At 42.2% G+C, this 15,494-nt stretch carries 15 protein-coding genes; 8 read left to right on the top strand and 7 right to left on the bottom strand.

Annotated elements, in window-relative coordinates:
• Positions 1–162: 162 nt before the first annotated feature.
• Positions 163–1,035 (top strand): lipase family protein, encoded by an 873-nt coding sequence (locus IQ209_RS04075; RefSeq protein ID WP_193849230.1) that lies wholly within the window; start codon positions 163–165, stop codon positions 1,033–1,035.
• Between the two features lie 31 nt (positions 1,036–1,066).
• Positions 1,067–1,513, top strand: a complete 447-nt coding sequence (locus IQ209_RS04070) for a membrane-associated Zn-dependent protease 1 (RefSeq protein WP_193849228.1) — start codon at positions 1,067–1,069, stop codon at positions 1,511–1,513.
• A 28-nt stretch (positions 1,514–1,541) separates the two neighbouring features.
• On the opposite strand, the gene IQ209_RS04065 is transcribed toward IQ209_RS04070, so the two are convergent.
• The 4 genes from IQ209_RS04065 to galE all read right to left on the bottom strand — a co-directional run bounded on the left by IQ209_RS04065 (position 1,542) and on the right by galE (position 5,680).
• On the bottom strand, positions 1,542–2,243 hold the full coding sequence (locus IQ209_RS04065) for an O-methyltransferase (RefSeq protein ID WP_193849226.1): 702 nt from the start codon (positions 2,241–2,243) through the stop codon (positions 1,542–1,544).
• An 83-nt stretch (positions 2,244–2,326) separates the two neighbouring features.
• Positions 2,327–3,481: a galactokinase gene (galK, locus tag IQ209_RS04060; RefSeq protein ID WP_193849224.1), complete on the bottom strand. Its 1,155-nt coding sequence runs from the start codon at positions 3,479–3,481 to the stop codon at positions 2,327–2,329.
• A gap of 33 nt (positions 3,482–3,514) precedes the next feature.
• Positions 3,515–4,597 carry a UDP-glucose--hexose-1-phosphate uridylyltransferase gene (locus IQ209_RS04055; RefSeq protein ID WP_193849222.1) on the bottom strand — a complete coding sequence of 361 codons (1,083 nt, stop codon included), beginning with the start codon at positions 4,595–4,597 and terminating at the stop codon, positions 3,515–3,517.
• A 63-nt stretch (positions 4,598–4,660) separates the two neighbouring features.
• Positions 4,661–5,680 (bottom strand): UDP-glucose 4-epimerase GalE, encoded by a 1,020-nt coding sequence (gene galE / locus IQ209_RS04050; protein WP_193849220.1) that lies wholly within the window; start codon positions 5,678–5,680, stop codon positions 4,661–4,663.
• A gap of 146 nt (positions 5,681–5,826) precedes the next feature.
• Between galE and IQ209_RS04045 the strand changes: the two genes are divergently transcribed.
• The 3 genes from IQ209_RS04045 to IQ209_RS04035 all read left to right on the top strand — a co-directional run bounded on the left by IQ209_RS04045 (position 5,827) and on the right by IQ209_RS04035 (position 7,388).
• On the top strand, positions 5,827–6,582 hold the full coding sequence (locus tag IQ209_RS04045) for a 4'-phosphopantetheinyl transferase (RefSeq protein WP_228005708.1): 756 nt from the start codon (positions 5,827–5,829) through the stop codon (positions 6,580–6,582).
• Between the two features lie 83 nt (positions 6,583–6,665).
• The gene (locus tag IQ209_RS04040; RefSeq protein WP_228005707.1) at positions 6,666–6,911 is read left to right on the top strand and encodes a hypothetical protein; all 246 of its coding nucleotides are present in this window, start codon (positions 6,666–6,668) and stop codon (positions 6,909–6,911) included.
• 3 nt (positions 6,912–6,914) lie between these two features.
• Positions 6,915–7,388, top strand: coding sequence for a type II toxin-antitoxin system HigA family antitoxin (locus IQ209_RS04035; protein WP_228005706.1), 474 nt, complete (start codon positions 6,915–6,917; stop codon positions 7,386–7,388).
• Between the two features lie 152 nt (positions 7,389–7,540).
• Here the strand turns inward: IQ209_RS04035 and speB are convergent, their stop codons facing one another.
• The gene (gene speB / locus IQ209_RS04030) at positions 7,541–8,467 is read right to left on the bottom strand and encodes an agmatinase (protein ID WP_193849216.1); all 927 of its coding nucleotides are present in this window, start codon (positions 8,465–8,467) and stop codon (positions 7,541–7,543) included.
• Between the two features lie 554 nt (positions 8,468–9,021).
• Positions 9,022–10,926, bottom strand: a complete 1,905-nt coding sequence (gene speA, locus IQ209_RS04025; RefSeq protein WP_193849214.1) for a biosynthetic arginine decarboxylase — start codon at positions 10,924–10,926, stop codon at positions 9,022–9,024.
• A 667-nt stretch (positions 10,927–11,593) separates the two neighbouring features.
• On the opposite strand from speA, the gene metK reads away from it, so the two are divergent.
• Both metK and IQ209_RS04015 read left to right on the top strand, forming a co-directional pair.
• Positions 11,594–12,748, top strand: a complete 1,155-nt coding sequence (metK, locus tag IQ209_RS04020; RefSeq protein ID WP_193849212.1) for a methionine adenosyltransferase — start codon at positions 11,594–11,596, stop codon at positions 12,746–12,748.
• A gap of 72 nt (positions 12,749–12,820) precedes the next feature.
• Positions 12,821–13,327, top strand: coding sequence for a SprT family zinc-dependent metalloprotease (locus IQ209_RS04015; protein WP_193849210.1), 507 nt, complete (start codon positions 12,821–12,823; stop codon positions 13,325–13,327).
• 12 nt (positions 13,328–13,339) lie between these two features.
• Here the strand turns inward: IQ209_RS04015 and IQ209_RS04010 are convergent, their stop codons facing one another.
• The gene (locus tag IQ209_RS04010) at positions 13,340–13,687 is read right to left on the bottom strand and encodes a DUF6694 family lipoprotein (protein WP_193849208.1); all 348 of its coding nucleotides are present in this window, start codon (positions 13,685–13,687) and stop codon (positions 13,340–13,342) included.
• Between the two features lie 526 nt (positions 13,688–14,213).
• Between IQ209_RS04010 and IQ209_RS04005 the strand changes: the two genes are divergently transcribed.
• A complete protein-coding gene (locus IQ209_RS04005) occupies positions 14,214–15,350 on the top strand; it encodes an ABC transporter substrate-binding protein (protein ID WP_193849206.1) in 1,137 nt (378 codons plus the stop codon).
• The last annotated feature ends 144 nt before the right edge of the window (positions 15,351–15,494 follow it).

The following is a 15,494-nucleotide window of genomic DNA, read 5'->3' as shown; positions in this document are numbered from 1 at the left end:
TCAAGATGCGTGTGATTTAGTGTTATAAATTGCAACTTGAAGTTTAATGCGCATATTCCTTAACCCAGAAAATCCAGAAAAATGGCATATACTTGAATGAGATAAGACAAACATCTCATAACTAATCTCCTCAACAATAAAGAACAAACAAAAGAGGCACCAATGTATACATACAAAGAGGCCGCCAATTTTGCGGCATTTGTGTTATATGCAGCGAAAATGAATGAAAAGTACTACAATAATCCAACTCCCCCAGCCGACCCACGAATTGAAGAAGATGGATGGAAAGTTATAGCGTATATCTCAGCAAATGATCTGTCTTTCTCAGTAACGCCCAGAAAAGGCGAATTGCCCGATCATGTCTGTTATGGCTATGTAGCAAAGAAAGTGGCAGAAAAAAACAATTCACCAGGGGAATATATTATTGCTATACGTGGAACCGATCCCACCATTTTACTGGAAGATGTCCATGATGGACTGATTGATTTTACATCACCGTGGACCCGTTTCCCCAAGATAGAAGTCAGCCAGGGGTTTTTTAGTGTCTATGACTCAATGAAGCTGATTACCATTGAGCCTGAGTCTTACCGTGATTACAGCAATCTCAAATTAGCTGAAGCGATTGTCCAATTTATAGGAGTAAACAGTCAATTCACTATAGCCGGTCACAGCCTGGGGGCAGCAATTGCGTCCTATCTGATGTATGAAATTGGCCCTATGGCCCTCAATCACTCAGCCTGTTTATTTGCCTGCCCAAGACCAGGAAACAGAGAATTCTCCAAATTCGTTACCCAAAACTTTAGCAATTTTGCGGTGTTCAACTATATCGATGACGTCATACCTCATCTGCCTCCAAAAATCTTGGGATATGCCTCATTGGACTATATCAACGAGTTTAAACCTCAAACCAATTTAGATATTTCAGATGGACCGTTATGTAGCCACTATTTAATCAACTACATTGCCAGATTAGATTTGGACGTGTTTAAAAGAGTAACAAAATACGGTGATATCGATTCTTGTATTAATTTATAGTTAGGAACTATCAACAAACAGGAGCATAAAGATGAAATGGCGTGGTTATACATACGGTGCAGTATTAATGGCAAGTAGCTTGTTTACCCCTGCATTATGGGCAAAAGGGGAAGCTCACTTGTTATTCCACATGGGGCTGGGAGCCAACGGTACATTCTTTGTAGGCGGCACACTACAAAATAAAGGCGACCAAGCTGTGGCGGGAGGTTATCTGGCTATTTTACCCCTTAACGCAAAATGTGAGCCAGGTACACTGACAGTATACCCATTTGAACCATTGGCATCGGGGGAAAAAAAAGAGTTTCGCATCCCAATAAATACCCCGTTAAGCAGTTATCGTTTAATTGGTTTTGGTGCCTATGACGATATGGGCTTTCCTCTTCCCGCCATAGATGAAACCGCAAAAATTATTCAAGCGCGCGAATCCAGTGAGCGCAAAGCTTGTCAGTCAGCCCGAACACCAATCTCTGCCAATTAATCAGCAACTCAACGGGGGTGATAAAAAACTATTGGGAAATTTCTCTATCCGTATTGATCCGTAATAATGCAAACCCATCCCAACCTTTTTCCCCTACAGTCTGTAAAGCCGTTACCGTCAGTTCAGGATAGTTGGACATTCTATCCAGTGCCTGACGCACACCTTCGACAGGTTCACTCCGCTGCTCATGGATAATTGCGCCTTCGCGGATCATATTGTCTATGATGATAATGCTTCCCGGACGCCCCAACTTGACAGCCCAATCCAGGTACAACGGGCTACTTTGTTTATCGGCATCAATAAAAATCAAATCAAAGGGCGCTTCCGAACTTAGCGTCTGTAAGGTTTCACTGGCCTCGCCCACAATAATTTTGATTTTGCCAGCAAGCTGTGCGCTTTCGATGTTGTGTTGAGCCACTTCTGCTACACGGGGATCTTTTTCCAACGTGAACAATATCCCATCATCAGGCAATCCTTTTGCCATGTATTGGGCGCTATATCCTCCCAATGTGCCAATTTCGAGAATACGTCTTGCGCCACTAATTTGTACCATCATCATCAAAAACTGCCCTTGCAGCGCAGAAACATTAATGGCTGGTAAGCCTTGAGCAGCCATATACTCAAGTGTTTTTTCAAGGTGTGGGGAATTAGGCAACAGGGTTTGTTTAAGGTAGTCGTCAACTTCTGTCCACTGTTGCTGGAGTGCTGCTAGCTGTACATCGGAACTCATGATCATACTCCTTTCATTGTTAAGGTTAGGTTTTGGATGAGCATATCATTTAGAAAAAATGTTTTCGACGCGCCGTCTTGTGCTTATTCCAATTGGCTGGCACCTTTTGTGGCCTGACAAAGATAAGTATCCGCTTTTAAACCTGTTTTAGTTTCGTATTGTTGCTCAATCGCCTTTTCCACATTTTTCACCAAATCAGGGGGAACCAACGCCACCACACAACCGCCAAAACCGCCTCCCGTCATACGGACACCGCCGTGATCACCAATCACATCTTTAACAATTGCCACCAGCACATCTATTTCACGGACAGTAATTTCAAAATCATCACGCATGGAAATATGAGATGCAGCCATAAGCTGACCAAGGAGAAATAAATCACCCGCACTCAAAGCATCAGCCGCCAATTTAGTTCGCAAATTTTCACTGATCACATGGCGGGCCCGTTTGACGAGCAATGTATCGAGCAACGCTTGTTTAGTATTGAACTCCTCAAGCGTGATATCACGCAATGTTTTCACTCCCAATAAACGGGCGGCTTCTTCACATTGCTGTCTGCGCATATTGTATTCGCTATCCACCAACCCACGCGGTTTATTGGAATTGATGATTATCACAACCACTTCATCAGGCATACGGACAGATTGCGTTGCCAACGTGAGGCAATCGATCAGTAAGGCGTGATTCTCTTCCCCACAAGCAGAGATTAACTGATCCATGATGCCAGAATGACAACCAACAAATTGGTTTTCTGCTTGCTGCCCACTCAATGCAACCATTTTGGGGCTAATATCGAGCTGATAAAGCGACTTAATGGCTTGCCCAACCACAACTTCCAACGCCGCAGATGAACTTAAACCCGCACCTTGTGGAATATTGCCAGTAATAGCAAGATCCATACCACCAAATGCATAACCACTCGCCACCAGAGCGCTCATCACACCACGGATGTAATTCGCCCACATTTTTTCTGGCTGAAAGAGAATAGCTTGGTAAAGATCAAATTCATCACACTGATTATGATAATCAACCGCTATCACCCTGACACGCATATCCCCACGCTTAGCAGCGGCAACCACTGTCTGGAAATTAATTGCGCAAGGCAAGACAAAACCACCGTTGTAATCCGTATGCTCACCGATAAGATTCACTCGCCCCGGTGCCTGAAAAAAGTGCGTTGGAGAATAGTTAAAGCACGCATTAAAAGATTCAGTGACGTTTTGGATTAACGTTTTCATCTCTTTTCCCCCAGAAACGTTTCTTGGCGGAAATCAGCGTACCTTAAAATGAATGTCGCTGACATCCCGTAACCGCTGAGCGGCCTGTTCTGGCGTCAAATCACGCTGAACTTCCGCCAACATTTCATAACCCACCATAAATTTACGGACGCTGGATGACCGTAATAATGGTGGATAAAACAGTGCATGTAATTGCCAGTGATCAATATTGTGTTTTTGTGATTTAAGATTGGCATCGCATTGATGCTCGAAGAAAGGCGCAAAATGCCAGCCCATTGAATAAGGAAAAGCGCATTGAAACAGATTATCATAGCGACTGGTCAATTTTTTAATCGCCACCGCCAGGTCATCACGTTGTGCTTCCGTCAGTTCATCCATGCGACGGATATGATTTTTCGGTAATAGCATAGTTTCAAACGGCCATACCGCCCAATAAGGTACAACCGCAAGCCAATATTCGGTTTCCACGACCGTGCGTGCACCGTCTTTGCGCTCAGCCTCAATATAATCCATCAATAAGTTAGTTCCTTGCTGACAATAATATTGCCACAACCGTTCATCTTTACGAGCCAGCTCATCAGGCAGGAAATCACTGGCCCAAATCTGCCCATGAGGATGAGGCTGGGAACACCCCATCATTTCTCCTTTATTCTCAAAAACCTGAATCCAAATATAACGCTGGCTCAATGCTTCAATCTGCGCATTCCATGCATCAATCACATGACGGATTTGCTCCAATGGCAGCTCCGGCAATGTCTTGCTGTGATCGGGAGAAAAACAGAGTACCCGACAAACACCACTCACTGGCTCAATTTTAAATAATGGGTTATCGGTAGGATTATTAATATCAGAGCGTTCCGGTAGCAAGGCAGAATAATCATTCTGGAATATATAAACGTCCTGATAATCTGGATTGATATTACCTGAAGCGCGGGTATTATTCGGGCATAAAAAACAGCGTTCATCGTAACTTGGCAAGGCAACGTGGAGTGGTTTTTCATCAATGCCACTCCACGGTCGCGCTGTTCGGTGTGGTGAAACAATAATCCATTTACCCGTCAAAGGATTGTATCGTCTATGTGGACAATCAACAGGATTGAATCGTATCTTTGGCATATTGGATACCCCTTGCTTTCACCACACACCCCTTACAGAAAGCCAAACGTTTTTTGCTGTTTCTTACTTCGCTTTATAACCATTGGGATTTTGAGACTGCCAACGCCAGGCATCCGCAGTCATTTCCACGATAGTTCGATTTGCTTTCCAGCCCAGTTCTCGCTCGGCTTTCTCCGGGCTTGACCAACATTCGGCAATATCTCCCGGACGACGTGGACAAATTTCATAAGGAACTGGTTTACCGCAAGCATTACTGAAAGCCTCTACCATTTCCAGTACACTGGTGCCTTTTCCAGTACCCAAATTGTAGATATGCAGTCCCGCTTTTTTACCAACGGCATTGAGGGCCGCGATATGCCCGTCAGCCAAATCCATCACATGGATATAATCGCGAACGCCAGTGCCATCGGCTGTTGGATAATCATTGCCATATACAGACAGTTTCTCCCGACGGCCTACTGCAACCTGAGCAATATAAGGCATCAAATTGTTGGGAATTCCTTGAGGATCTTCCCCCATCGTGCCCAAAGGATGAGCACCCACTGGATTGAAATAGCGTAATAACACCACAGACCAGTCATTTTCCGCATGATGGAAATCAGACAGGCAGCGTTCAACCATATACTTACTGGTGCCATAAGGGTTAGTGGTATTGCCTACCGCAGACTGCTCAGTAATAGGCACAATTTCCGGATCACCATATACCGTCGCGGATGAGCTAAAGATAATGCTTTTTATCCCCGCTTTACGCATGCTACGCACCAGTACCAGCGTTCCATTGACATTATTGTCATAATATTCGATAGGTTTGGCGACTGACTCGCCAACCGCTTTCAAACCTGCAAAATGAATAACTGACTGAATTTGGTGGCGGGAGAAAATAGCATCAAGGAATGATTCATCACGAATATCCCCTTCATAAAACAGGGGCTGCACACCCGTCAATGCCTGAATGCGAGCCAAAACTTCACGATTGGCATTGCACAGATTATCGATAATGATCGGCGTCATTCCAGCTTCAATCATTTGAACACAAGTATGGCTACCGATGTATCCCATCCCGCCTGTTACTAATATTTCCACAACAACCTCTTTTCAAAAATGGTAACAACGAGGAGTATAAAAAGAGTTAGTACGTTAGTGAACTAAAATTGAGATATGGCAAAATCAGACCATAAACATTTTTAATTGATCCGCTCTCTAATAATCGCAGCCGATAATAAAAAACCATGATGAAAAAAATAACTTTTACTTCTATCCTTACCTCTGCTCACACTACTGCCATCAATGATCCTTTTTTTACAGACATACAAGCAGGTACACTGTCAGAACATCCCGATCTTCAAGTCATAAAAACTTATTTTGATCCGTCTTGCTATCGGGATGCACTATTTGACGAATGTGACATTACCTACCCAAGCCAATTACAAAATGCCGTTAATAAACGACGTGCGGAATATCTGGCTGCCCGTTGTTGCATTCAACAAGTTTTAACCCGTTTAGATTACCCTGATTTTCAGGTCACCAATGCTCAAGATCGCTCCCCAATCTGGCCTGACAATATTTGTGGTTCGATTTCTCATTCAGCCAGCTGTGCTATTGTTTTTGCGGCTTCTTGCAATAACTACCGAATGATAGGTGTAGATATCGAGCAGGAGATTAAACCAGATACCATCAAAAGCGTTTCATCTAGCATCATTAATGACAATGAAGTGAAATTACTGACAGAATGTCCATTACCTTTTGCACAGGTATTCACTCTTGCGTTCTCCCTCAAGGAGAGTCTGTTTAAGGCACTTTATCCCCACGTGAAACGCTTCTTTGATTTCCATGCCGCTGAAATTACGTCAATTGATTACAGAAATGACACTATAAGCATCAAACTACTGCAAACATTATCTGATGAGTATCGAGCTGGTTCGCAATTCTACGGAAATTTTGCCTTAATGCCGCAGCAGCAAGTGTTGACGTATATTGTGCAGTGATATCCTTTAGTTGAAAAAAAGAGACCCCTAAATTTTTTCAAACATTGTAAATATCGCAAATTGCGATATCATAAGGAAGTGATATGCGAGTTATCACGGCAAAAGCCATCATCGAAGCAATGCAAAAACATGCTCAATGGAAAGTTGGGGTAAAGCTCTGGTTGGATGTTTTTGATAAAGTGTCTTTACGGTTTGAATCTTATGCTCAAATTCGTGAGCTATGGCTTAAGCCCAAATCAGGCACTTTTTACATTAAAGATGTTTGCACCCATACCGAATATGATAAATGGTGGCGTAAGCAGACTAAATCAAAACGAGCAAAAAGGTGAAGCATGAGAAAAACATCACTCGTTACTTATAAAAGGATTGATGGACTCATCGAAATTTTACCCCAAATGATGCAGTCAATATCTGGGCAAATGAGCCCGCTGACACTTTTGTTCTCAGCGTGTATTGAACCTGTAGAAAACGATGAAGATCTGAATGCCCGCATGGCACTGATTGATGAATTATACTCATATGCTGAAGATACCGGACATGCCGCAGCAAAGTTCGCTGATTTTATTACCGATCGTGTCTATGAGTACGAAGCTAAAAATCGCCAAGTCCCCAATGTTACTCCACGTGAAGCATTAAGTTACTTGATGAAAGAAAGAGGTATAAGGCAGCTTGATCTGCGTGACATTGCAAACCAGAGTGTGATATCAGAAATACTGCATGGAAAACGTTCTATGAACATTGGGCAAGTAAAAGGCTTTGCCAAATTCTTTAACGTTCCTGTTGAAACCTTTATGGGTTCAGACTGATAAAAACTACATTTCTAGAGATACGCTCAAATTAAAGGCTCACTTTTAGATGAGCCTTTAAAAACAACTTATATGCATTAAACTTCAAGTTGCAATTTACAACACTAAATCACACACATCTTGAAGTTAGATTGGTATATAAGATGTAGGCATTAAAGATCTTTCTTTGATGCCTGCAAATACAGTAACTCCAGTCCAATCGTTGCGGCCGCCAATGCCGTAATTTCAGATTGGTCATAAGCTGGCGCCACTTCTACCACATCCATTCCAACGATATTCAATGGTTGTAAGGCGCGCACTATTTTCAATGCGCGATCTGACGTCAATCCACCAATCACCGGCGTTCCTGTACCTGGTGCAAATGCCGGATCAAGGCAATCAATATCGAACGTCAGATAAATCGGCAAGTCACCAACCACCGTTTTAATCTGCTCAACAATATCATCAACACCGCGATCATTAACCTGACCTGCATCTAATACAGTGAAACCATTATTCGTATCGTGTTCAGTACGAATACCTATTTGTACTGAGTGGTGAGGATCTATCAGCCCTTCATTTGGCGCATGGTAAAACATCGTACCATGATCAAATTGACTGCCATTTGCATAAGTATCTGTATGGGCATCAAAATGGATCAGCGCCATTTTGCCAAAGTGTTTTGCATGGGCTCGTAATAGTGGCAAAGTAACAAAGTGATCACCACCAAACGACAGCATACGCTTACCCGATGCCAACACCTTTTCAGCATGTGCCTGCAACTTATCACTCATATCCTGGGCATCACCAAAATTAAATACCAGGTCCCCGCAATCCACCACATTCAGGCGCTTACGTAAGCTAAAGTTCCACGGCCAACGACAGCTTTCCCACGCCAGATTAGTCGATACCTGACGTATAGCGGCTGGCCCGTGGCGGCTACCCGCACGTCCCGATGTTGCCATATCAAAAGGAACACCCGTAATTACCCATTCCGCATCACTGGAATAGGGCTGAAAATTCAATGGGAAACGCAGGAAGCCGAAGGCATTTGAAACCAAAGAGTTATCAATTTGGTTTCCTAAGGAGCTAATACTCATGATATATCCTCAAAAGTCCCATGCTGGCTTATTACTCGTCTCCAATGCTGGCAGTAACAAGTAACACAGAGGCTTATTTACACTAGAAGATTAATCTTCCAAATACACGATTATTTTAAATTAAAGTAAAAAAATGTTAGCAATCAATTCAAAACTAAACTAAAGAAACGAATGCGTACACACTCACATACAAACATCCAAGTTCATAGACCAATCTAAATGAGCATATATAGTCATATAGTATTAGACATGTTTTCTGCTTGCTACAACTTACCGTACTGTAAAAGATAAAAATAATTTGAAGAAGAACATGACTAATGACAACAATTATTAGATTTATGACCTTAGAGGAAAGTTACTGTGCTTTATCCCTACGGACCAGACCGTTACTACCTAATCTATACAGAGATTAGGTAAAAAAATATATTATTATTGTAAAAACCGTTATGGTGGCATCAGGATAAACAACAGGGAAATAGTCATTCAAAATCAAGTCATTATACAAAGCACATGACCAAGAATGACTATTAATACAGATTAAGGGTTAATCAAGATTACTCATCTTCCAAATAGGTGTAGCCATACAGACCACTTTCAAACTCTTGCAAGAATTGTTCCTGCAAATTGTCATCCAGATCAGTCGATTTCACTTGATCACGGAAATGGGTCAATAATACCTGTGGTTCCAGTTTGACATATTGAAGCATATTGGCGACAGAATCCCCTTCCTCGCTCTGCTTATAAGTCACTGCGCCATTTTCTGCAACATAAACATCAATGGCCGCTGTATCACCAAACAAGTTATGCATGTTACCCAAAATTTCCTGGTAAGCCCCAACCATAAAGAAACCAATCAGTGGCGGGTTTTCTGGATCATAAGCTGGCATTGGCATTGTTGTCGCCACACCATCACCATCAATATAGTGATCAATTGTACCGTCAGAATCGCAGGTGATATCCAACAAAACAGCACGACGATCCAGCGGATTATCCAGACCTTCAATCGGCAAAACAGGAAAAAGTTGATCAATCCCCCACGCATCTGGCATTGACTGGAACAGCGAGAAATTCACGTAGAATTTATCTGCCATGCGTTCCTGTAATTCATCAATAATCGGACGATGGGCACGGTTGCTTGGGTCAAGATCTTGCTGAATGTGGCGACAGATATTCAAATACAGTTCTTCCGCCCATGCACGTTCTGACAGATCCAACATGCCGTGAGCATACTGCGTATGAACGTCGTGCAGATCAAACTGGCTATCATGCAGCCATTCACGCAGGGAACGACGGCTACTGTCAGATTGCATCTCCTCCCAGGTTTCCCACAAACTAGTCAGGGGACGCGTCGCACTTTCTGCCGGTGGCGTTGTTTGAGTAAATTCATTGCGCTCCACTCCAATCACATTGGAGACCAAAACGGTATGATGAGCAGTCAATGCACGGCCAGATTCCGTAATCACTGTAGGATGAGGCAGACCGTGTTCTTCACACGCATCACCAATGCCCCAAATAACGTTATTCGCGTATTCATTTAAACCGTAGTTAACTGAGCATTCTGACTGGGAGCGTGTTCCTTCATAATCGACACCTAAACCACCACCAACATCAAAGCACTGGATCTTGACGCCTAGTTTGGACAGCTCGACATAAAAACGGGCAGATTCACGCACTCCCGTTGCCACATCACGGATATTCGCCAATTGGGAACCCAAGTGGAAATGCAGCAATTGCAAGCTATCCAACCGCCCTGCTGAACGCAACCTTTCAACCAATTGCAATACCTGCGCGGCAGCCAATCCAAACTTAGATTTTTCACCGCCACTGGCCTGCCATTTGCCAGATCCCTGGGATGCCAAACGGGCCCGAACCCCCAAACGTGGGATAACATTCAGGCGCTTGGCTTCTTCCAGTACCATCTCAATTTCAGACATCTTCTCGATAACCAGATACACCTTGTGTCCCAGCTTTTCACCGATCAATGCCAGACGGACGTATTCACGATCCTTATAACCATTACAAACAATCACAGTACCTGTCATGCCTGCATGAGCCAGCACTGCCATTAATTCCGCTTTGGAGCCTGCCTCTAATCCAATAGGTTCATCAGCATTTGCCAATGTCTCAATGACGCGGCGATGTTGATTGACCTTAATCGGATAAACAAGGAAGTAATCTCCTTTATACCCATAAGATTCACGTGCACGTTTAAACGCTGCATTTATCGAACGCAAGCGATGTTGCAAAATCTGGGGAAAACAAAACAATGCCGGCAAACGCAATTGTTCTTTTTCTTCCTGAACTTTCTTCACCAGAGCGGCGAGTTCAATTTGAGCTCCCGGTAAGTCAGGGTTTGGGCAAACACTGACATTACCCAGATCATTGACATAGTAATAGCCGCCGCCCCAGTATGCGATGTTATAGGTTTGTCGCATTTTGCGAGCGATATTATCATTCATGGCAGTCTCCTTCATGGAGTCGAGGTTTGCCTTCGCCTGTTAAAGTCAATAACCCAAGACGCTATTTTATAGTGCGTATCTTGCGCATTAAAAAATGTCAGGGAACCAGCATGCTCTTAGATTATAGGAACGTTTAGAGAGTACTAAACAACGAGTTACTGCGTGACTATATAATGATGTCAACCCAATTTATCTGCGACTTAGCTGCGGGTAACATCGAAATGACTGCATATTTAAAAGGAAGGAACAAGATATGGATACATCAATGGCATAATGTGGCTGTTGGCCGTTAACACTCAGCAGATAATGGTTCATAACCCCATTCACCCCCACATGACTTACCTACCGCAAGCCATTTCTCAATTGAGAAGCAGGATACGCGTACATCTCCTGCAAACGCCTGTAACCCCAAATGCAAAAAATGACTTGTGTTACGCGCGCAAGTTTATACCTGTAATCCAGCAAAATTGCAAAACGAAATTTATCTAACAGGGACTGAACAACCCCCATACTTTTTAGATAAGAAAACTAAAATGTCACACACTGAAAGGTAATTAAAATTAAAAAAACTGGTAACCTTAGCAAGAGTAACTTAAAATAGCCGTCTAGACGGTAATACATCCCATCCGCCCTTAAACCAAGATTATATTTAAGGTAATAAAATATAATGACTACACATCTTTTTACTTCTGAGTCCGTCTCAGAAGGACATCCAGACAAAATTGCCGATCAGATTTCCGATGCCGTCCTTGATGCAATTTTAAAACAGGATCCTAAAGCTCGCGTGGCCTGCGAAACTTACGTTAAAACAGGCATGGTCATGGTTGGTGGTGAAATCACTACCAGCGCTTGGGTTGATATAGAAGAAATTACTCGCAGTACAGTACGTGAAATCGGCTATACCAGCTCAGATATGGGGTTTGATGCCAATTCATGTGCAGTTATCAGTGCCATTGGTAAACAATCCCCTGATATCAACCAAGGTGTTGATCGTACAGATCCTCTGGAGCAAGGAGCAGGAGATCAGGGCTTGATGTTTGGTTATGCGACCAACGAAACTGATGTTCTCATGCCAGCCCCTATCACTTATGCACACCGTTTGGTTGAGCGTCAGGCCGAAGTTCGTAAAAACGGCACCCTGCCGTGGTTACGCCCTGATGCAAAAAGTCAGGTCACTTTCCAGTATGAGAACGGCAAGATTGTTGGGATTGATGCTGTTGTCCTTTCAACCCAGCACAGCGAAGATATCGAGCAAAAAGCACTGCATGAAGCAGTGATGGATGAGATCATCAAACCGGTATTGCCTACCGAATGGCTGACTCCGATGACCAAATATTTCATCAACCCAACAGGTCGCTTTGTGATCGGTGGGCCAATGGGTGACTGTGGTCTGACTGGCCGTAAGATCATTGTTGATACCTATGGCGGTATGGCCCGTCACGGTGGTGGCGCATTTTCTGGTAAGGACCCCTCCAAAGTTGACCGTTCGGCAGCCTATGCAGCGCGTTACGTTGCCAAAAACATCGTTGCGGCAGGCCTGGCGGATCGCTGTGAAATCCAGGTTTCTTATGCCATCGGTGTTGCAGAGCCAACCTCTATCATGGTGGAAACATTTGGTACAGAGAAAGTCTCCACTTCCACATTGATTCAACTAGTCCGTGAATTTTTTGATCTGCGTCCTTACGGCCTGATTAAAATGCTGAATCTGTTACAACCCATTTATCGTGATACCGCGGCTTACGGTCATTTCGGTCGTGAACAATTCCCGTGGGAAGCAACAGATAAAGCTGACATTCTGCGTTCTGCGGCAGGATTGAAATAAATGCTTTGCTAACCTATGAAGCCCGCAAATACTGCGGGTTTTTTATGATCAAAAGTACAATATTCAGCCGTAATGAAATCCATTAGCGTTCCTTTTTCCCTACAACAAGCAGTGATGCGTACCCTGCGACAGAGATTAACTCAGGCGAATCATTTTCTACAGCAAAGGTTTCCCGAACCCCATATAACCTATCAGCAACGGGGAACAATTGCGGGCAGTGCCAGACTGCAAGATTGGGAAATCCGCTTGAATCCTGTTTTGTTAATCGAAAATCAGCAGGTATTCATTGATGAAGTTATCCCGCATGAACTGGCTCATCTGTTGGCTTATCATCAATTTGGACACGTTGCCCCACACGGAAAAGAGTGGCGTTTTATCATGGAAACGATATTTGAAGTACCTGCCAACCGGACACATCAGTTTTCCGTACATTCTGTGCGCAGTAAAACATTCACTTATTATTGTCGTTGTCAGCAACATGAACTCACGATAAGGCAACACAATAAAGTCCTCAGAGGAAAAAATGGCTATGTTTGCCGCCAATGTGGTGAAAAACTCACTCTATTGGAGTCAACTTAATAAGATATATACTCATTTTTTGTTCATGTTGGCCGCTTTAATTTTCTCTGCTTCTTCAATAAGTTGATCGGCTGTTTTCCCATGAAGGGATTGAAAAAATTTCTGTTCCAACTTTTGTATATCTGTATGTTTGATATTTCCATTCTTGTTATCCTTAAACAGATCATCAAAGTCGATGCTATTGATCATGACAACATTTAATGAGTCATCAAATTGTAATCTTTTATCTTCTGGTAAAGTATCTCTGATTTTCTCAATGGATGTTTTTACAGCGATTTCATTTGTTCCATCAATTTTGAGTTGATTATCACATCCAGCCAATGCAAATCCCAACAAACAAATAGTTAACAATTTTTTCATGATCAGCCCCGCTTATTACCGATAAAGTAATAATAGCAAGAATGAGAACATATAAATCATCTTAAAGAAAATTTTTATTATGAAATCAGAAATATTGATAACTTGATTATTGTTTACTCCATGTTATTGATGAGTGTGATTTTTAATAATCAGCGTATTATCGCATTCATTTGCTGCGTTACTAAAATACTGCAATAAGTTTATTATTCATTCTTCTTTGTCATTTCCCCCCATATTGTCAAAAGGTGGTTTTGTCATAATAATTTGTTATTAAAGTAAAAATTCACAGTTAAACGTTTTCATGTCAGTAAAAGTGTAAAAGTAGTTGATTGATTTGAATAATAACCATTATCATCTGTTTTGAACTGAAATAATGACAGAAACATCAACGTTCCCACGTTGTGAAAAAGTATATTCGGAACACATAGGATTTAAAAAACATCAGAGAACAGGAATTGATGATAAGTCACTTAACCCTACCTATATATTGATATTCCTTATATAACTCCCAATAAAAGGAGAAATAATGTTTAACATTCATAACCCCATAAAAAGTTTTCTGCTCGCGTTATTCATATTACTCCCCATATATGCTCAAGCAGAAAAAATTACCGTCAAAGATATTATGGGACGTGAAGTCACAGTCAACGCCCCTGTTAAACGTGCTATGCTGGCAGATAGCCGAATGGTTATTGCCCTGAATATTCTGCATCCCTCTGAACCATTGAAAGGCATTGCCGCGTGGGATAATGCTTTGGAGAAAAAAGCGCCTGATCTTGCAACAGCCTATGAAAAGAAATTCCCTCAACTAAAGAAAATTCCAGTCTTCCCCAATCCCTATACCAGTGATTTCAATGTTGAAAAGGCCATGATGTATAAACCCGATCTGGTTATTTTCGATATTGGATTGAAATCCAAACTGGATAGCAGTAATACAATTAACTTATTGGAAAAAATAGGTGTTCCTGTCATTTTCATCGACTTTCGCCAACATCCTCTATCCAATACGGTTCCCAGCATGAGATTATTAGGGAAGGTTTTTAAACAGGAAGAAAATGCCAATAAATTCATTCAGTTTTATGAGAATCGCTTGTCCATAATTAATAAACGTATTGCGGCATTATCTCCTAAGCAAATTCCTGACGTCTTTATTGAACGCCATGCAGGTATGTTAGGTACTGAAGATTGTTGCAATACCTTTGCCACTAATAGCTTCGGAGAGTTTGTTACTGCCGCGGGTGGCAATAATATGGGGAGTAAATGGTTTTCTGGTATGGGAGGCAAAATTAATGAAGAACAACTATTGGCTACCAATCCTGATTATTATCTGATGACCGTAGCAAATTGGGACACTGTTCATTCAAACAGCCAGTCTGTCCCATTAGGTTATACCGGAGAACTGGCAGCATCGGAGAAACGTTTTCAAAAATTGCTCTCTCGTCCCAAGCTAAAGATTTTAGAATCGTATCGTGAAAAACGTGTTATGGCGATTTATCATCAATACTATGATACTCCATTCAATATTATTGCTGTAGAAGCCCTGGCAAAATGGTTACATCCCGATCTTTTCAAAGATATTGATCCCCACGCAGACAATATTTATGTTCACCAAACCCTTACAGCATTAGATGGCAGCGGTCTTTTCTGGATAACCGCAAAATAACACCTTTTCTGAATCAAACCCACTCGTCTTCGAGTGGGAACTTCTTACTACTATAATCTTATAAAAAAATACATTTTTATACTCATCTCTTATATAATGCTTTTTTATTTATTTAATAAACAATTCTTGGTTTTAAGTCTTGAT

The organism is Xenorhabdus sp. BG5 (genome assembly GCF_015163665.1).
Lineage (GTDB): Bacteria > Pseudomonadota > Gammaproteobacteria > Enterobacterales > Enterobacteriaceae > Xenorhabdus.
This window is presented reverse-complemented; position numbering and strand designations above follow the sequence as displayed.